Consider the following 17335-nt stretch of genomic DNA (forward strand, 5'->3'; position numbering starts at 1 on the left):
GAAGGCCATGCACTCTACGGATGTCAGAAAAACGTGCCGCACGGCTTCGAGTGGAATTGCCGGAACCAAGGGCAGCGTTCCGGCAGCGGGGCCCACCATGGAGCGACGCCAACTCGACCCTGCGTCCGCCGCCTGGGTGGACGCGCTGGAGAACGACTGTGGACCTCAGTACGAGCAGGCCTGCACGCGACTGCACGAGCTGTTGGTGCGTATCGCCATGGAAGAGGCGTTCCGCCGGGGTTCGCGTTATCGGATTTCCGGGCCGGAACTGGACGATCTCGCGCATCAGGCGGCTGCGGACGCTCTGATGAGGATCACGCGGAAAATCCATGAATTTCGAGGCGAAGCCAGATTCACCACATGGGCGTACCGGTTTGTCGCCCTCGAAGTGTCCAGCAAGCTGGGTCGTCATTTCTGGCGTGTGTCACATGCCCGTTTCGATTCGGAGGAATGGGCGCAGGTGCCCGACCGGGCCGGCGTGGACCCCGTCAGCTACTGGCAGGCCCGCGAACTCATCGAGGCCGTGCGCGACGCAGTCGCGACAGCACTGAGCGCCCACCAGCGGAAGGTCTTCGTCGCCGTGGTCAACGGTGTTCCCCTGGACGCGCTCGCCAGCGAGCTGGAGACAAACCGGAACGCGCTGTACAAGACGATGTTCGACGCCCGTAAGAAGGTGCGGGCTCGGCTCATTGCCGGTGGACACCTCGGCACCGCGGGCTGACGCAGCGGCTACCGCGCCGGTCCACGCGGGATCACCGCCGGGCTGTGACCGCGGTCGCACACGTGGCGAGGCGCCTGAGGTAAGAAGTCACTCCCTGCGGGCGCTGACCTCCGAGGGAGCCGCAGGGGCCCCTGGACTGACAAGGACGGCGAGCATGACGTTCATCTCGCGTGGATTCCACGGCCGAAGGCCGTCGGCGGGTACGAAGCTGCCGCCCGGGCAGTACGAGACGACCGGCTTCCCGGTGCTGTCCGCAGGGCCCACTCCCCGCATCCGGAAAGACGAGTGGCGGCTGACGGTGAGCACCGAAACCGGGAAGCAGCAAGTGTGGGACTGGGCGGGCCTGATGGCGCTCCCGGCCGAGTCCCCGACCGTCAACCTGCACTGTGTGACGAAGTGGTCGAAGTTCGGCACCGAATGGCGGGGCGTATCCCTGGACGTGCTGCTCGCGGACATCGAGACGGCCGCAGAGCACGTCCTGATCACCTCCTACGGGGGCTACACCACGAACATCCCCCTCGCCGACCTGGTCGACGGGAAGGCGTGGATCGCCTACGGCTACGGCGGTGGCGAGCTGGAACCCGAACACGGGGGCCCCGCCCGGCTGCTGGTCCCCCACCTGTATTTGTGGAAGTCCGCGAAGTGGGTGCGCGACATCGAACTGCGACACGGTGACGTGCCCGGCTTCTGGGAGAGTGCCGGCTACCACAACTACGGTGACCCGTGGCGAGAGCAGCGGTACCAGGGAGACTAGGACCTGTTCGGCCGATCATGTGTCTCGCCCGCATCTGGCTCGTCGATGTGGACATGGGAATGGGCGATCTGACAGATGCCAAGTGGGAACGGCTGCGGCCATTCCTGCCGGTCAGCAACGGCCGTTGTGGGCGGTGGCCGCCATCGTCTCTGCTCGGGCAACGGAACCCACCAACATGCGGCCGGTGCCCGAACTGATCCACCGCCGGCACGCGCATCAAAGGGGGCCAAAGAAGGGGAACACCGGGGCGAGACGCCGTGGCAGAGCGTGGTGGTCCGCCTGGTGCAGGTCGTGCTGGAGGTGGGCCGGGGCCACTTGCGGGCCGGGTTCACGAGCAAGCTCCACCTGAGCGGGGACGGCCGGTACCACCCCCTGTCCCGTCGTCACCCCAGGCCAGCGGGCGGACTGCACCCATTTCATTGCCATGTTGGAGAGGGTCCGCGTCCCCCGGTCCGAGCCGGGAAGACACGTGTGAAGCCCGACGGCCTCGCGGCCGACAAGGTATACAGCAATGGTCCTGTTCGCGAGTACCTGAGACGGCAGGGTATCCGTCACACGAAGCCGGAGAAGATCGACAGCCAGGCCGCCCGCCTTGGGAAGGGCTCACACGGCGGACGGCCGCCCGGGTTCGACGAGTACCGCTACAAGAAACGCAACACCGTCGAGCGGTCACGTGAACCCCTATGCGCCCCGGCAATAGACGCCTTGGCCCTGGTGTCGGGCGCTGCCGACGAGGGCGAACCGAAGCACTCAGGATCACCTCGGCGATCTCCGTGCCGATGGGCTCGCCGTCCTCCGCCCACTGCAAGGACCACGCGACAGCGGCATCCTTCGAATGCGCGTCGTGGCCCTGTCTGACGGGCCAGAGCGGCTGACTCGTCATCCGGGGCCGCGAACAACTCGACGATGATGCTCACCTCGACATCATGCCGGGTCGGCGAAGTCACCTGCCGACGCGTGGAGTCGGCGCCGGCCGCCACCCTGTCCCTCAAGGGCGCCTCCGGCCGATTGTCGAGCGCTGCCAGCGGTGCGGGAGTGACGCGGCCTCATTGGCAGTTCCGTCGGGCTGATGTCTGATCGCGACGATCTTGATGCCGGCACCAATGCCCGGGCGCCGTTCGCGCCCGCGGCGATCACACCGGCCAGACCGTGTATCGCATCTCGTGCGCAAACCCCGCGGCGGCCTTCAGTGCCGCCGGCGCGGCCCGACTACGTGGAAGTCGGCTGTGCCGACGCGGAGGACGCCGTCCGACAGCGGTGTGCACCGTACACCGCCCCTTCCGCGCAGCGCGCGCTGGGCCCCGGGTCCGATGACAGCGTCCATCCACGCGCAGGGCCGTGCGGCGCGGTTGACGGCGAACGCGATCGGTCCGTCGCCGGTGTCGAGCTCCACGATCCGACCGATGCAGGCGTCGATGTCGACGCCTCGGAGCAGGATGTTCCGTCGCGTCTGCTGGAGGCCGACTTCGGGGGCGATGTGGGTGGGCAGGTTCTCCGACGCCATGATGGTCACCGAGGCGTCCTGGTGAGCCGGCTGGGCGAAGTACCGGTCGCCGACGATTCCGAGGTGACGGCGTATTCGGACGTGTTGCACCAGCCCGCCGACAGGGTCTTGTGACGGCCCCTCAGCAGGCCGTCCGGAGTAGCGGTGCACGGGCGACATGAGGAGTTGCACCACCTGCACCAGCTCGTCGTGAGTGACGTGTGGGGAGCTCAAACCGAGTCAGTTCCTTTCTTCCCCGGGGGGCCGTTCTCCCGGGTGCTGAGAATTGTTCTCCTGCGGACCCGGACCCGTTCTTCCTCGTCCATTCCACCCCAGATGCCGTACTCCTGTGCTGTGGCGAGGGCCCAACTGGCGCACGGCCGGCGGACCGGACATGTCGCACACACGGCCTTCGCTTCGTCGGCCTCACGCTTGCCGGGGCCCTTCGGCCCTGCAGGAAAGAACAGTTCGGTGTCGAGGCCCCGGCAGCCCGCGTTGTCGAGCCACGTCAGCATGCCGCTGGCCCGGGGCTGGAACCAGGACCGGGGTGTTCCCGTGCGGGCGTCGTTCATGACCATGTGTGCAATCTGCGGGTGCAGGCCTCGAGCCGGGACTCGGTCGCGGTGAGAAGGCTGTCCCAGGACTCCTGGAACTTCGCCACGCCCTCGTCCTCGAGTTGCTGGACGACTTCGGCGTAGGAGATGCCCAGGCGTTCGATCGCTTGGAGGTCGGCCCGCGCCTCGTCGTACTTGCTGCGGAGGGCGCGACCTGCGGCGTGTTCCCGTGCTTCGACGGCGAGCAGAGTCGCCTCGGGCATGGTGTTCACGGTGTCCGGGGCAACGAGTCCGGAGACGTATTTGGTGGCCTCGTACGCCGTGTCCTTGACGCCCGTGGAGGCCCACAGCGGGCGCTGCTTGTTCGCCCGGGCACGACGCAGGCGGTTCCAGCGCTCACCGGAGAAGGTCTCCTCGAAGGCCTCGTACGCCAGGCGGGCGTTGGCCAGGGCGGCTCTGCCCCGGAGGGCTCTGGCTTCTGGGGTGCCCAGGGCGTCGAGGCGCCGGTCGACCTCCGTGTCCATACGGGAGACGAAGAACGACGCGACCGACGAGATCTGCGACAGGTCCAAGCCGCCGGCACGGGCCTTCTCCAGGCCGGCCACATAAGCCTCGGCAACCTGGCGGTAGCGGGCCAGGGAGAAGATCAGCGTCACGTTGACACTGATGCCCTGGGCGATGGTCTCGGTGATGGCGGGCAGGCCTGCCTCGGTCGCGGGGATCTTGATGTAGGTGTTCGGACGGTCCACCAGCCAGGTCAGATGGTGTGCCTCGGCAATCGTCGCCGTGGTGTCATGAGCCGTGTGCGGATCGACCTCGATGGAGACGCGGCCGTCCTGGCCGACGGGGGACGCGAGGAAGGCCGGAAGGAGCAGGTCGGCGGCGTCGCGGACATCCGTCGCTGTGACGGTCCGGACAGCCTCCTCGGCCGACACGCCGCGCACCGCGAGTTCGGACATCTGGGCCTCGTACTCCACGCCGAGCGATATCGAGTCCCTGAAGATCGTCGGATTCGTCGTGACGCCCACCACGCAGCGGCCGCTGATCAGCTCCGCCAGGCTCCCCGACTTGATCCGCCCCCGTGACAGGGTGTCCAGCCACACGGACACACCGGCGTCCGACAGATCCTTCAACATGCTCGTCATGTGTCCCACACCTTCCAGGGGTGGCGAGGCGGGCAGCAAGGGCCGCCCGGGAGTGCTCACATCTGCGGACGACGGCCAGGGAGTGCGACCCGTGCGCACAGGCCGTGCCTGCGGCGCTCCAGGCTGCGCCGCCGGGCTTACGTGTCGCACCGGCGTGGCCCGGTCGGCGCAGGGGCCGTTTTACGGGGATGGTGCCGAAGGCGTCTCATGGTCCGACCACAAGCCGAAGGCGCCTCGGTACGGCTCGAGCATAATGCGCCTTTTTGCGCATGGGCAGAGGGAAGAACGGCACGTCGACGCGGAGTAGACGCGCTGTGGATGGCACGCTCGCCACGTCGGTTGGCGGGGTGCACGTGAGGGACCGGCTCGTTCCGTGGTCCGGGACCACGATGGTAGGCGTCGACGCGATCCAGGAGGGCCGGTGTGCGGGGTACGACGCCTGCCGGAGCGCGTCGCGAGCCGTTCCGCCCTCGAGTACGGGTGCGTTGTCGGGGAACGGCGCCAGGGGGCGGCGTACAACGGGCCACCGGTGACCGGGGATTGCGGCAGCGCCAGGATCGCGATGTCGGCGTGGGGGAGCAGTTGGGGCCGTCCGCGGATGCCGTGCACGCGCTCGCCGGGTCGGCGGCGGCTTGTCCCGCGGACGAGCTCGGCCTCGCAGGCGAGCAATTGGTGCTCGATCGCCGCCGCGATGGCCGTATCCGACGATGATCGCGAAGCTGTCGGCCAGTGGCCGGGGCAGGTGGGGAGCGTGCCCAGCGTCGGGCGTGCCGGTCGCGGATGCTGCGGGGGAGGCCCCGTTCGGCTGCGAGGAGGAGAGCCGGCGCGTGTTCGGCGACCCTGGGGTCATGCAGGCCCCGGCCGTCGGACGGCACGACCAGTGGCGTGATGCGGGGCAGCAGCTTCTTCACGCAGAGGCGGACGCCGACACTGCGCACGGCGCGCAGGCCGGTCATGCCGGGAGTCCTTTGCTCGGTGAGGAACTCGCCGAGGGCCCGCCCGATCTTCGCGTGCACGGGTGACTTCGACCTTGAGCTGATGGAGCATCGGACGTTCGACGGCCACCCCGGAACGCGCAGGCTCCCCGATCCACATCTGTCGCAAATACCACTGAGCCTTGATGAACGGCAGATACAGGAGAATACTGGAGCAATGCTGCGTAGAGTACTTGAACTGCTCGAAAGAGAGACAGAGTCTGCCGTCATAACAAACACCATCCAGGGGATTGAAAAGGGCGGCGGTTTGCTTCTGGTGAAGGGAGTGGCTGGTACCGGAAAGAGCCGACTGCTGTCAGAGATCCGGACGGCAGCAGTCCAGGCCGGGTTCGGCGTGACGACTGCACGCAGTACTGAATTCGAACAGGATTTTGCTTTCGGTGTGGTGCGGCAACTGTTTGAAGAGTTGGCGTTCAACGCTGATCGGACCGCTCGGGAGTCCTTGTGGACGGGAGCAGCCAAGCAAGCGAGAGAAGCCATTGAGGCCATCTCCAATGCTGGTGAACCTGGCGATTTCGCGGTTCTGCACGGTCTCTATTGGCTCACCATCAACGCATGCCAAGACCGCCCGCTCGTATTGGTGGTGGACGATCTTCAGTGGTGCGACAGACCTTCATTGCGGTATCTGGCGTACCTCCTGCCTCGCATTGAGACGCAACCGCTGCTGGTAGCCGTTGCGCTCCGCACGGGGGAGCACGCCACTGATGAGCGACTGCTGCAGCACATACTCTCCGCTCCGGCGCTCGCAGAGCTGAATCCGAAGGAGCTCAGCGCCCAGGCGACCGCGACCTTGCTGCAGCAGGTAATGGATGGAGAGGTGGAGGAAGAGTTCGCAATCACCTGTCACAGGGCCACCGGTGGGAACCCGTTGCTGTTGCGTGAACTCGGTCTCACCTTCTCCGCGCAGGGCCTGTCAGCCAGCGACAGGAACGTCGGACAGGTGGCCGATCTCGGGGGGCTTGCAGTGGCCGATCTGGTCGCCTCCCGCCTCATGGCCTTGCCGGCGGCCTGCGCACCGTTGGCTCGGGCGGTCGCAGTTCTGGGCGACCGCTCGCCGCTGATGCGCGCTGCGCGCCTGGCAGGGCAGGACTCCATCAGTAGGGCACTTGAGTGCGCCATCCTCCTGGAGCAGAGGGGAATCATACGTATCGACGAGGTGTACGGGTCTCCGACTCTCTCCTTTGTGCACCCCCTTGTGCGTAATGCTGTCTATGAATCCCTTGACCGCGCCGACCGCACCACATCACACCACCGTGCCGCAATACTTCTGCGGGAGAACGGCTCTCCCGCAGAGCAGGTGGCCTACCATCTGATGCGAATACCGGCAACCATGGATCCGGTGGCCGTTACGGACCTGCGTGCTGCCGCGGCTGCTGCAGCGGCACGCGGCGCTCCGGAGAGCGCCTATGTCTACCTGCGGCGAAGCCTTGACGAGTCGCTGAAAGGTGACGAGCGCCGAGCGGTTCTCCTGGAAGCCGGGAAAACTGCACTACTGTTTGATGTCGTGACTGGGGCTCGTCTTCTGCAAGAAGCGTGGGAAGGCATGGATCCCGCTGAACGCGCAGAAATTGCGCCCTCTTTGGGTATGGCCTATATTTACCTCGCAAGGCCGGACGCCGGAGTTGATATACAAAAATCAACGATTTCGGAACTTCCGGCCACTGATAATGATCTCAGGAAGCGCCTTCAGGCCTGCCTCCTCAGTTCCAGTACATGGTATGTCCCCGGAAGGGAAGACATAGTCGACTGCTTGCCGGAACTACGTCAACTCCCGCACGGCCACGGCTACGGAGACCGCCTTCTATATTGTGCGGTTGCTGGCCGCAATGCTGCTCTTGGGGACCCTTCCGGAGTGCTTCGCGCACGCGAGACCCTCGCGGATGTTGCGTTTGTCGACCAGGCAGATCCCAACGGGCCGTTGGCGTGCGGATGGTGGTCCCTGGCGGCGGCTGACGACGACATGTCAATAGCCAGCCTGGACAGTGCGGTGAAACGGGCTCATGTGGGCGGTTCCCTCTTCACATTGGCCTCCGTCTACATTCATCGCGGCTACACCTTGTTGTGGCACGGTGATCTTGCAGGGGCCGAACAAGATGGACGTGAGACGATTCGAGTCGGACAACTGAACGGTTCGGCGGTCACCCGCCTTTTGGGCTGCACAGTTCTGGCCGAGGCCTTGATCGAGCAAGGACATCTGGATGAGGCTGAGCGCACTCTTGCCGAGGTGGGAGTTACAGCAACAACCTGCCCTCCAGGACCGGTCTACCTGTCCCTGACGGCGCTCAGCCGGCTGCAAGAAGTCCGAGGTAACCATGAAACGGCTCTCGAAATTGCCCGACAGGCAGAGGAAGCATGCCGTCTCTACCAGATTCAGAACCCGGCAGTCGCGGACTGGAGAACACTGGCCGCACTGACTCTGCACTACCTTGATCGCGACAGTGAGGCTCGCGTCATCGCGGATGAAAATCTCAACCGTGCTCGACGATGGGGCGCCCCTCGCGCTCTCGGTCGGGCCTTGCGTGTGTCTGGCCTGATTTCGCCCCAGGACCGAATTGAACTATTCGAAGAAGCAGTAGACGTACTCAAGGAGTCCCCTGCGCACCTTGAGTTTGCAAAGGCCCTGGTCGACCTCGGTGCCGCACTACGCAAGGCTGGTCATCGCAACGACGCTCGTCCGCCCCTACGGCAGGCCCTTGAGCTCGCCACCCGCTGCGGTGCCGTACCCCTGTCAGACCGAGCCAGTGCCGAACTCACCACCGCGGGAGCCCGCCCTCGGCGCACGGCACTCACCGGTCCAGGCGCGCTCACCCCGTCCGAGAGAAGAGTCGCGGACTTGGCGGCACGTGGCCAGACGAACCGGCAGATCGCCCAAACTCTCTTCGTCACCCCGAAGACTGTCGAGGTCCACCTTTCAAACTGTTATCGCAAGCTGTCCGTTACCAGCCGCGCACAGCTTCCCGCCGCACTGAGTGCGTCGTGAATGAGGTGGAAACCTCACGAGGGGGAATCCACGGCCTGGTCGGACGCTTCAGACATGTCTGAGCCCGCTTGCTCTGCGGCGTAGGCGGCCACGAGCCGGTTCCAGGTGTACGTGCCCGGCACGATCTCCGAGACGAGGTGTGCGCGGATCAGCCGCCAAAGGGTCTGGCGCACCCGCTGTTCGGGCCGCGCGGCTGTTCTGGCGGCGTCGGACGTGGTGAACACGTGGCCAGGCAGGGCGCCGAGGGCGCGGAAGAGGGAGGCGGCCTCTGGGTCGAGCAAACGGTACGACCGCGCGATGGAGGCGCGAACGTCGAGCACCGGGTCCGCTTCGCTGGTGAAAGCATCCAAGGTGCCGTGCTCGGACGGTGCGTATTCGTCGGCCAGGCTCGCCAAGGACATCTGAGGGCGGTAGGCCGCGCCGGCGGCGACATTGGCCAGTGCGAGGGGTAGACGTCCGGCGAGGTGGATGATGCGGTCGACGGCTTCGGGCTCAGCAGACGTCCGCGCTGCTCCGAGGCGGCGGGCGAGCAAGCCGCGTGCGTCCCCCTGGCTCAGTGGCAGCAAGGTCAGGGGAACCGCCTGGTAGGCAGCCACCAGCGCGTGGAGTTGCGTGCGGCTGGTGATGAGGGCCATGGAACCGGGGCTCCCTGGGAGGAGATGCTTCAACTGCTCTGCGTTCCAGGCGTTGTCGAGCACAATGAGCATGCGGCGCTTGGCCAGCAGGTCCCGGAACATGAGCCCTCGAGCCTGTGTGGTCTCGGGTACGGCCTCAGGCCGGACCTCCAGAGACTGCAGGAAGTCCGCGAGGATCCCTGCCGGGTCCCTCGGCTCGGCTCCTGGCCCTTCCCGGTGCAGGTCGGCGAAGAGCTGTCCGTCCGGGAAGCGGTCCGCCAGACGATGGGCGACCGTGGTGGCGAAGGCTGTCTTGCCGACGCCTGCCGCTCCGCCGACCACGCAGATGGCCACCGAGGACGACGCCTCGGCATCGGCGATCAAACGCTCGACCCGCTCTTGTTCCTTCTCGCGCCCGACGAGGTGGGGCAGGGCTGCCGGCAGTTGGGCCGGCGGCCGGGGAGGGGCGGTATGTCGACCGCCGGCTGTGCGGTCGGTGCTTCTCGGCAACTGAAATCGCCCGGAGAGGATGCGCTCGTGGACTTGCCGCAGTTCCGGCGACGGGTTGACGCCGAGGCGTTGACGCAGCAGGTGACTGGTCGAGTGGTAGATCGTCAGAGCCTCGGACTGCCGCCCCGCGCCGTACAGCGCGGTCATGAGGAGGGCGCATACGCGCTCACGCAGCGGGTGCTCGACGAGCAGAGCGGACAGTTCAGCGGCAGCCTCGGTGTAGCGCCCCCTCTCCACCTCGCAGGCCAGGTGGTCCTCGGCGCATGCGAGACGCAACTCGCCCAGGACCCTGCGCTGCTGGCTTGCGAACGGCCCCGGGACCCCGGCAAGAGCCTCCCCTTTCCACAATGCGAGGCCCTTGGTCAGCAGGTTCGTCGCGGTCTCCAGGTCGCCGTTGCTGCGGGCCTCTCGCGCTTTGGCCGTCGTTTCCTTGAACCTGTTCAGGTCCACAGCATCCGGTGGGATGCGCAGAAGGTAGCCACCGTCGACCAGGTTCACCGAGCTGTCACTACGCTCACCGAGCGCTCGCCTGAGCCTGTAGATGTAGGTGCGCACGGAGCCCACGGCCGACGGTGGGGCTTCGTCCCCCCACACGTCGTCCACCAGCTTCGAGAGGCTGACAGGCCGGCCGGCCCTGAGCAACAGCGAAGCAAGTACCGCGCACTGCCTTGGCTGGCCGGCCGTCTTCTCCAGCCCTTGCTTGTGCAATCGGACCGGGCCCAGGACCGAGAACTGGATGTCCGCGTGCATGACCTCTACCGCCCTGACGGCTTTTCAGGGAAACGGTCGATGTCCAGGAGGACGGTCGCACTGCCCTGGGCGGCAGGGCCTTGGAGGTGTGCGTAGCCGTCGCCGAGTCGTGCGGTGGAGACTTGAACGGCGTGCGGGCCGCTGCACGCGTATGAGAATCGAACGGGCACAGGTACGCGCAGGTCGGAGGTGACCGCGACTGCCGTATCGATGGTGAGTTCCAGGACGGGAGAGCTCATGGTGATTCCTGTTCGTGGTCGATGCGCAGGGTGGATCGGGAAGGAGGCCGGAGGCCTGCCCGGCGTTGGTCTTGGACACGTGCCCCTCGGTGACCTCACGCGGTTCCACGCGGAGGTTGGTCAGGGACGGGTGCACCGTGATGTGCGGGGCGGTGCGCGAGGGAGGCCTCTTCAGGCCGGTGCTGCGTGAACGGTCAGGAGAGCCCAGTGTGTGGCGGCGCCGTCAGGGTGGGAGCGGATGCCATGGCCGGTGGCCAGCACCTCGACGAGGGCCAGGCCCCGGCCGTGCTCCTCGCGGGTGCAGGAGGAGGTCCAGGCGCCATCGTCCTGGGCCGGGCCTCCGTCGGTGACGCCGACCCACACGACCGCTGCGGCCGGGTCCTGATACAGGTGGAGCGTCACCGGCGGCAAGGCGTGCTCGACTGCGTTGGTGACCAGTTCGGACACCACCAGCAGTACCGAATGCGCGGCGTCCTGGTCGACGCGCCAGTCCTCAAGGACGGCGCGGGTGATCGCTCGTGCCGCACCCGCGGCGACCGGCCGGTGCTCCAGCGCGTGGGTCACGGGGCTGCCGACCGCTGCACCCGGGCCGGACACCGCGGTGTCCGGCCGGTCACGCGTCGGGCAGGTGTCCTGGGCTGAGCACACCAGGTCCTCGACGGTGGCGTACATGGCGATCACTTCCCGTGCTGCGGGAAACGGCCTCATCGATGTCGGGGCCCTTTCAGTGGATTCCTTACGTCCTCTGTTCTACGAGCCTCGATCAAGCCGGGCATTAGGGGCCGTCCCTAATGTTTTGGAGCTGTCCCCCCGCGGTTCAGGGCGGCCGCGGTCGCGCAGTACCGGTCGCGGTCCGGGGCATCCGGTGGCTGGAGCGATCCGGCCCCCGGGGAGCGCCTGCGCGGTGGTGCCCGGCATCGGGTGGACGGCGACGATCAGTGCCATCACAGCGGGTCGTCATCCGCCGCCGCGGCCTCCCGGACCATCACCGCCTCGATCCGCGATCCGCGTCCGGCTGCGAACAAGATCGTGGCGCCCTCGGTAAGACGGCGCGACGAGCCGACACTAACTGCCTGCACGATGACGCCGGCCTGTGCATCACCTGACCGGAGCTCCCACGACCAAGAGTCGAACCGCTCGCAGAAGGACCAAGAGAATGAGCGACACCAACCACTCGACCGAAGTCCTGGCGATCCGCGCTCAGTTGAGCCTTGACCACGTCAAGCCCGAACGCGGACGCCAACAGCGTGAGGGCGCCTAGGTCTGCGTCTCGGCCTGTGCGATCGCTCCGGGCACCTGACCCGTTTCCCGCCGGGTCCCGATCGCGAGACGACCGTGCACTCGGACCGGGGATTCCCAGAAGCCCAGGGGTGGCTCAGGACAAGAGAGAGACGTGGTTCGATGCACAACACCGCACCAGTGACCGACCCTGTCACGAGGGTGGGAACGCACCGGCTTGCTTTTCTCTCAGCGGTGATCTCCCTGGTGGCAGTTTTTGCCGCCGTGGGCTCGACGATTCCGCTGTTCAACGTCTACCGGGCCGAGGACGGGTTCACCAACGCCGAAATCTCGATCACCGTCGTCGCCTACTCCTTCGCCACCCTCGCCACTCTGTTGTTCCTGGGGGGACTGTCCAGTCATCTGGGTCGGCGGCCCCTCGCGATCACCAGCCTCAGCCTGCTCCTGCTCGGCTGTCTGCTGCTGTTGGACGTGCACGACATCGGCACTCTGATTGCCGGTCGGATCATGATGGGCCTCGGCGCCGGACTCGCCAGCAGCAGCCTCACCTCCTACATCGTCGACACCGCACCCCCCAAGCCGGCCTGGTTGGCGTCGGTCGCCTCCAGCCAGACAGTCATGCTCGGCCTCGCCGTCGGCGCCGTCACTTCCGGCGCCCTGGTCCAGTACGGGCCATGGCCACGGGACCTGATCTACCTGGTTGTCATCGGCCTCCTTCTTCTGTCTGTCGCACTCATCGCTGCAAGCCCGGAAACCGCGACTCCCATGCCGGGCGCCTGGCGGTCTCTGCGGCCCCGGGTCGGCCTGCCCGCACGGGTCAGGCGTGTGCTCCCGGTCGCGGCAGCGGTGTTCTTGGCCACCTGGGCGGCCGGGGCCTTCTACCAAGCGTTTGTGCCCGCACTGGTCGAAGACCAACTGCACACGCGCAGCGCACTCGTTCTTGGAGTGACATTCGCTGCCTACATGGGTCCCAGTGTCCTCGGCGCTCCCCTCGGCGGCCGGTTCACACCCGCGAGAGCCCAGCGCGTGGGCATGATGGGCTTCCTGATCGGCATGATCGGCGTCATCACAGCCATCGGCACCGGCACATTGCTGCTGTTCGTTGCCGCGACCGTGGTAGCCGGCGCCAGTCAAGGCATCGCCATCAGCGCCGCGACCCGAGGCCTGTTGCACGGCAGCACCCTGGCCGACAGGGCACCGACCTTCAGCGTGATCTACCTCCTCTCCTACAGCGGTGCGACGATCCCTGCCCTCATCGCCGGCCAACTGACCCACACCTTCTCGCTGCCACAGATCTCGCTCGGCTACGGCGCCCTTGCCTTCGTCTCGACCCTGTTCACCGTCCTCCGCGCACGCAACCCGCAGCTCACTGCGATCGCGAACCGCCAGGACGTCGAGTAGCCGAACGACATTCATTCCTTAGGGAGAGCGCACACATGTTCAAGCGAATACTGGTCGCGGTCGATCCAAGCCCTTCGCGTCTCACCTCCGCCCGTATGGCCGGTGAGATGGCCCGGCTGGCCGGTGCCTCCGTCCACGTCCTGCATGTGGTCGCGGCGACCGCCACACTCGACACCGTCGTACGCCTGGAGGACGACGCCGAAGCCAGGGCGATCCTCGACGAGGCCGTCGACGCTCTGCGCGACGAGGGAATCGAGGCAGACGGCACGCTCGCCAACGGTTTGCGCAACGATGTGCCGGCCCTGATCAACGAGACGGCCGGGCAGTTCGGCGCTGATCTCATCGTCCTCAGCCCGCACCACCGCGGAGTCGTCGCCGCCCTCTTCAATCCCCGCGTGAGCGACATCGTCACGCACGCCAGCCACCTGGCCGTTCTCCTCACTCCGGAGAGGCCGGCGGCGGCCCGCACCTGACGGACGGCGCCATGTGTGATCGCAGGTTTGGTCGAGTACGGGGACTGCACTCTCTGACGAATCCCATCGCAAGCAGCTCGACCGGCGCAGTCGTTGACGTTGACATTGACGTCGACCGCGGCGGTCGTGGCCGCACGAGACCAAAGGGCGGACGCATGAAAGTCGCCGTGATCGGTGGGATCGGGCTCATCGGGGCGCGTGTGGTGAACGTCCTGAAGGCGAGCGGGCACGAGGCGGTGCCGCACTCGCCGTTCGGTTGCAGAGGACGTCCTCAAGACCGGTTCCGTGCCGTACTCGCTCGTCCGCGCCACGCAGCTCTTCGAGTTCATGGACACGGTGATGTCGTGGACCCTCGACGGCAAGTCCGTGCCCGCCGGCCGCGCGCATCCAGCCCGTAGCCGCGGCGAACGTCGCTCAGGCTGTGGCCGCGGTCTGTGTCGGTGCCCCACTGAGGGGCACCCGTCACATTGCCGGCCCCGAGGTCCTCATCCTCGACGAGCTGGGCGGGATCACTCTGGCCGCGTGTGGTGACCAGCGCGGCGTCGTCACCGACAGCAGGCCGGCTCATACGCCGCGGCCTCGGGAGACGCTCTCATAGCCGGGGGTGACGCAGTTGTCGCCGGAACCACCTACCGGAACTCACGTCGTGACCGAGACGGGGCCTGCACGAAGGGTCCCCCGACAGAAGGAGTGACCATGGCGATCAATCCCGAAGCCGAGGCTTCCGCCAGGGAAGAGAACAACGCTGCGCTCATCGCCGCTTTGGACGGACCACGTCTCAGCGTGGGGGAGTCGAGCTGGGAGCTCGACGTGCTCAACGATGCCGAGCACGGTCGCTGGGTCGCCGCCCTCGGTCCCGAAGCCATCGGCGAGCTTTCGTACCGGTTCGTGGGCGGCCGCGTCGTGCTGCTGACGACCTGGGTCGACCCCGCCTACCGCAATCACCGGGTGGCCACGGAACTCATCTCTCGCGTGTTGGACGAGATCCGCGAAACCGGGAAGAAGATCACCGTCATCTGCCCGGTGGTGGGTGAGTTCATCGGGCGCCACCCCGAGTTCGCCGACCTCATCGACAAGGCCCATCCCGGCGCCGGCGCCTATCCCGAGCACGAATCCGCGGGAGCAGGACCTGACGAGGAGCTCACCGCGGTCGAGCGTGACCTGACGTAACCGGGACATGGGTGTGAACACCGCGGAGGTCTTTCTCCGCCGAGCGTGAACGTCGCGACATCATGGAGAGCATGTTCCCGCCGGCCGACATCCGGCTCGGCTTCGGCCAGGTCGGGCGGCCGCCGGTGCTGGTCGTGGTCGCGGGCCATTTGCGGTGGATCACCGCGCGGATGCCGCCGTCCAGGTGCGCGGCACATCCGATCGCCGGGCAGTGGCGGCTGCTGACAGAGCTGGGCGTCGCCCCCCCCGGGTGCTGGTCTGGGGCAACGAGGGAGCCGTCGGCTCCCGGCGGTCCGGCGGCCTCCAACTGACTTATGACTTCGCTGCGTTGGCCGGTCCGCTCGACATCAGGTTCCTGCTCTGCAAGCCACGGGATCCCGAGTCCAAGGGCTCGGTCGAGCGGGCCAACGGCCATCTCGAGACGTCGGTCCTGCCCGGCCGGGTGTTCACCCCGCCGGCGGACTTCATCGCGCCGCCGGGCTGGGGAAGGCATCTCCGCGACTGCCCCGGGACCACTACGTGCGCCTGGACACCTGCGACTGCTCGGTGCATCCGCTGGCCGTCGGCCGCCGCATCAAGGTCGCCGCCGACCTGGACCAGGTCCTGGTGGTCTGCGACGGCGTCGAGGTTGCCCGCCATGCCCGCCGTGCCCTCCGTGCCCGGAGATGGGCTCGCCACCAGACGATCACCGACCCGGCCCACGCGGCCGCCGGTGCGAAACCGGCGCCGGTGGACGTGGCAGAGGTCGAGGAACGTCAACTCCGAACTGATCTGTCCGACCGAGGCGTTGAGGACCCCTGCCCCGCGGGACGAGGAGGCTCCGGAAGACTGCCGCGACGCCGTGTCACAGGACGGGCGTGGCGTGGGTCAGACGTGCCGTTTGTAGGTGTGTGGGTCCACTGGTTGCTTCGACTTGGGAAGGCCGCCGACCACGAGACGGTAGGAGTCGGTGACGAGGTCCTTCACCAGGTTGCCGTCGATGGTGTCTCCGCCCTCGACCGTGATCCAGTGTCTCTTGTTCATGTGGTAGCCAGGGGTGATGTCCGCGTACTGCTCACGCAGGGCGGTGACGTCGTCCGGATCGGCCTTGAGGATCACGACGGGGCGTCCCGGCATGTCTGTCATCAGCATGAAGACCTTGCCGCCCACCTTGTGGAGCTCCCAGTCGGGGTCGAAACGCCGCTCTTGGTCGGCGCCGGGCAGGTCCGCGGTGTGGTCACGCGCGATCTTCTGCAGCTCCTGTCCGTCCAAGGTGATCAACTCCTTTGTCGATTCGAGTGTCTGGCGTGTTTCGGTACGGGTCCTGCCGTCGGTCACCGGAAGCGGCGTGGCGCGGTTCCACCTGCCGGTAGGACCCTGACCGTCCACTGCCTACGGGAGGACTCGGATGACGGTCTTCCCGAGGCGCCGCGTGGTGGGGTTGAGGGCGCCGACGGCATCGTCGAGGCTCGCGATGTCACCGATGTTGGTCCGCAGCCGTCCGTCCCGCACTCGCTGCACGATCTCGCCGAGTTCGGCGCGATCGGCTTCGACGACGAAGTCCACCGCCAGGCCGTCAGTGGGGCGCGCTTCCACCGGGCCGACGATGGACACGAGGGTTCCGCCCGCCTTGATCAGGGCGGCGGACTGCTGTTGAACGTCGCCACCGATGACATCGAAGACCAGGTCGACGTTGCCGACGTCCTTGAGCGCGTCGTTCTCGAGGTCGACGAACTCGTGGGCGCCGAAGTCGAGTGCCTTCTCGCGGTCGGCGGCGCGGCCGGTGCCGATGACGTACGCGCCGGCTTCACGTGCGAGCTGGGTCACCATCGTCCCGACTGCTCCGGCCGCGCCATGGGCGAGGACGGTTTGGCCGGACTGAAGGCGGCCGTGCTGGAACAGTCCTTGCCACGCGGTCAGACCTGAGATGGGCAGGGACGCGCCTACCGTGAAGTCGACGTCGCCCGGCAGCGGTGCGAGATTGCGTGCCTCGATCGCCACGTACTCCGCGAGAGTCCCGTCGCGGTGCCAGTCGGCGAGGCCGAACACCCGTTGCCCGATCGAGAGGCCCGTCGTGCCGTAGCCGAGGGTGGTGACCACTCCGGCCAGCTCGTGGCCGGGGATCGATGGTGTCTTGTCGTGGCCGGCGCGATTGGCCCAGGTCGAGGGCCACTCCATTTCGGTCGGGACGAAGCCCGACGCATGGATCTGAACGACGACGTCGTTGATCGCAGGGATCGGCTCGGGCCGTTCCGTCAGCGTCATTCCGGCCGTTCCCGCGGCCTGGTCGGTGACCACAATGGCTTTCATCGAATTGCCTCTTTCTCG

Annotated in this window: 14 protein-coding genes and 2 pseudogenes; 9 read left to right on the plus strand and 7 right to left on the minus strand. The window is 67.0% G+C overall.

Translation table 11 applies throughout. From position 1 onward, the window contains the following. Positions 1 to 7: 7 nt before the first annotated feature. Both ACZ66S_RS39800 and ACZ66S_RS39805 read left to right on the plus strand, forming a co-directional pair. Positions 8 to 721: a sigma-70 family RNA polymerase sigma factor gene (locus ACZ66S_RS39800; RefSeq protein WP_469906471.1), complete on the plus strand. Its 714-nt coding sequence runs from the start codon at positions 8 to 10 to the stop codon at positions 719 to 721. Between the two features lie 154 nt (positions 722 to 875). Beyond that, positions 876 to 1475 (plus strand): molybdopterin-dependent oxidoreductase, encoded by a 600-nt coding sequence (locus ACZ66S_RS39805; RefSeq protein ID WP_469906472.1) that lies wholly within the window; start codon positions 876 to 878, stop codon positions 1473 to 1475. A gap of 1186 nt (positions 1476 to 2661) precedes the next feature. Here the strand turns inward: ACZ66S_RS39805 and ACZ66S_RS39810 are convergent. From ACZ66S_RS39810 to tal, 3 genes are read right to left on the minus strand one after another with little or no spacing between them, the layout of a single operon-like run. Further along, the gene (locus ACZ66S_RS39810; RefSeq protein ID WP_469906473.1) at positions 2662 to 3192 is read right to left on the minus strand and encodes a molybdenum cofactor biosysynthesis protein; all 531 of its coding nucleotides are present in this window, start codon (positions 3190 to 3192) and stop codon (positions 2662 to 2664) included. Then, entirely contained in the window at positions 3189 to 3536 is a 348-nt protein-coding gene (locus tag ACZ66S_RS39815; RefSeq protein ID WP_469906474.1) for a WhiB family transcriptional regulator, read from the minus strand. Before ACZ66S_RS39815 ends, ACZ66S_RS39810 begins: the two co-directional genes overlap by 4 nt. Continuing rightward, positions 3527 to 4657: a transaldolase gene (tal, locus tag ACZ66S_RS39820; RefSeq protein ID WP_469906475.1), complete on the minus strand. Its 1131-nt coding sequence runs from the start codon at positions 4655 to 4657 to the stop codon at positions 3527 to 3529. The genes ACZ66S_RS39815 and tal overlap by 10 nt, the downstream gene beginning before the upstream one ends. A gap of 1038 nt (positions 4658 to 5695) precedes the next feature. Between tal and ACZ66S_RS39825 the strand changes: the two genes are divergently transcribed. Beyond that, positions 5696 to 8632 (plus strand): helix-turn-helix transcriptional regulator, encoded by a 2937-nt coding sequence (locus ACZ66S_RS39825; RefSeq protein WP_469906476.1) that lies wholly within the window; start codon positions 5696 to 5698, stop codon positions 8630 to 8632. Positions 8633 to 8646: 14 nt separating this feature from the next. Here ACZ66S_RS39825 and ACZ66S_RS39830 read toward each other — a convergent pair whose 3' ends face one another. Together ACZ66S_RS39830 and ACZ66S_RS39835 are read right to left on the minus strand one after the other, a co-directional pair. After that, on the minus strand, positions 8647 to 10506 hold the full coding sequence (locus ACZ66S_RS39830; RefSeq protein ID WP_469906477.1) for an AfsR/SARP family transcriptional regulator: 1860 nt from the start codon (positions 10504 to 10506) through the stop codon (positions 8647 to 8649). A 410-nt stretch (positions 10507 to 10916) separates the two neighbouring features. Continuing rightward, positions 10917 to 11417 carry an ATP-binding protein gene (locus ACZ66S_RS39835; RefSeq protein ID WP_469906478.1) on the minus strand — a complete coding sequence of 167 codons (501 nt, stop codon included), beginning with the start codon at positions 11415 to 11417 and terminating at the stop codon, positions 10917 to 10919. A gap of 801 nt (positions 11418 to 12218) precedes the next feature. On the opposite strand from ACZ66S_RS39835, the gene ACZ66S_RS39840 reads away from it, so the two are divergent. The 6 genes and pseudogenes from ACZ66S_RS39840 to ACZ66S_RS39865 all read left to right on the plus strand — a co-directional run. After that, complete coding sequence (locus ACZ66S_RS39840) at positions 12219 to 13385, plus strand: MFS transporter (protein ID WP_469906479.1); 1167 nt, start codon at positions 12219 to 12221, stop codon at positions 13383 to 13385. A 35-nt stretch (positions 13386 to 13420) separates the two neighbouring features. Then, positions 13421 to 13858 (plus strand): universal stress protein, encoded by a 438-nt coding sequence (locus tag ACZ66S_RS39845; protein WP_469906480.1) that lies wholly within the window; start codon positions 13421 to 13423, stop codon positions 13856 to 13858. A gap of 155 nt (positions 13859 to 14013) precedes the next feature. Then, a pseudogene (locus ACZ66S_RS39850) lies at positions 14014 to 14491 on the plus strand (hypothetical protein); the annotation flags it as partial. A gap of 63 nt (positions 14492 to 14554) precedes the next feature. Further along, positions 14555 to 15028 (plus strand): GNAT family N-acetyltransferase, encoded by a 474-nt coding sequence (locus tag ACZ66S_RS39855; RefSeq protein ID WP_469906514.1) that lies wholly within the window; start codon positions 14555 to 14557, stop codon positions 15026 to 15028. Positions 15029 to 15099: 71 nt separating this feature from the next. Next, positions 15100 to 15339 carry a hypothetical protein gene (locus ACZ66S_RS39860; protein WP_469906481.1) on the plus strand — a complete coding sequence of 80 codons (240 nt, stop codon included), beginning with the start codon at positions 15100 to 15102 and terminating at the stop codon, positions 15337 to 15339. 235 nt (positions 15340 to 15574) lie between these two features. Beyond that, positions 15575 to 15661, plus strand: a pseudogene (locus ACZ66S_RS39865) (hypothetical protein); the annotation flags it as partial. A gap of 234 nt (positions 15662 to 15895) precedes the next feature. Here ACZ66S_RS39865 and ACZ66S_RS39870 read toward each other — a convergent pair. Both ACZ66S_RS39870 and ACZ66S_RS39875 read right to left on the minus strand, forming a co-directional pair. Beyond that, positions 15896 to 16279: an MmcQ/YjbR family DNA-binding protein gene (locus ACZ66S_RS39870; protein ID WP_469906482.1), complete on the minus strand. Its 384-nt coding sequence runs from the start codon at positions 16277 to 16279 to the stop codon at positions 15896 to 15898. Between the two features lie 120 nt (positions 16280 to 16399). Then, on the minus strand, positions 16400 to 17317 hold the full coding sequence (locus ACZ66S_RS39875) for an NADP-dependent oxidoreductase (protein WP_469906483.1): 918 nt from the start codon (positions 17315 to 17317) through the stop codon (positions 16400 to 16402). Positions 17318 to 17335: the final 18 nt, after the last annotated feature.

The organism is Streptomyces sp. NPDC107471, from assembly GCF_055582845.1.

Bases quoted from the DNA above. Each gene is read 5' to 3' on its own strand.
- tal (WP_469906475.1), bottom strand. From the start codon at position 4,657: ATGACGAGCATGTTGAAGGATCTGTCGGACGCCGGTGTGTCCGTGTGG.
- ACZ66S_RS39835 (WP_469906478.1), bottom strand. From the start codon at position 11,417: ATGTACGCCACCGTCGAGGACCTGGTGTGCTCAGCCCAGGACACCTGC.
- ACZ66S_RS39800 (WP_469906471.1), top strand. From the start codon at position 8: ATGCACTCTACGGATGTCAGAAAAACGTGCCGCACGGCTTCGAGTGGA.
- ACZ66S_RS39815 (WP_469906474.1), bottom strand. From the start codon at position 3,536: ATGGTCATGAACGACGCCCGCACGGGAACACCCCGGTCCTGGTTCCAG.
- ACZ66S_RS39860 (WP_469906481.1), top strand. From the start codon at position 15,100: ATGTTCCCGCCGGCCGACATCCGGCTCGGCTTCGGCCAGGTCGGGCGG.
- ACZ66S_RS39825 (WP_469906476.1), top strand. From the start codon at position 5,696: ATGGAGCATCGGACGTTCGACGGCCACCCCGGAACGCGCAGGCTCCCC.
- ACZ66S_RS39830 (WP_469906477.1), bottom strand. From the start codon at position 10,506: ATGCACGCGGACATCCAGTTCTCGGTCCTGGGCCCGGTCCGATTGCAC.
- ACZ66S_RS39855 (WP_469906514.1), top strand. From the start codon at position 14,555: ATGGCGATCAATCCCGAAGCCGAGGCTTCCGCCAGGGAAGAGAACAAC.
- ACZ66S_RS39875 (WP_469906483.1), bottom strand. From the start codon at position 17,317: ATGAAAGCCATTGTGGTCACCGACCAGGCCGCGGGAACGGCCGGAATG.
- ACZ66S_RS39845 (WP_469906480.1), top strand. From the start codon at position 13,421: ATGTTCAAGCGAATACTGGTCGCGGTCGATCCAAGCCCTTCGCGTCTC.
- ACZ66S_RS39805 (WP_469906472.1), top strand. From the start codon at position 876: ATGACGTTCATCTCGCGTGGATTCCACGGCCGAAGGCCGTCGGCGGGT.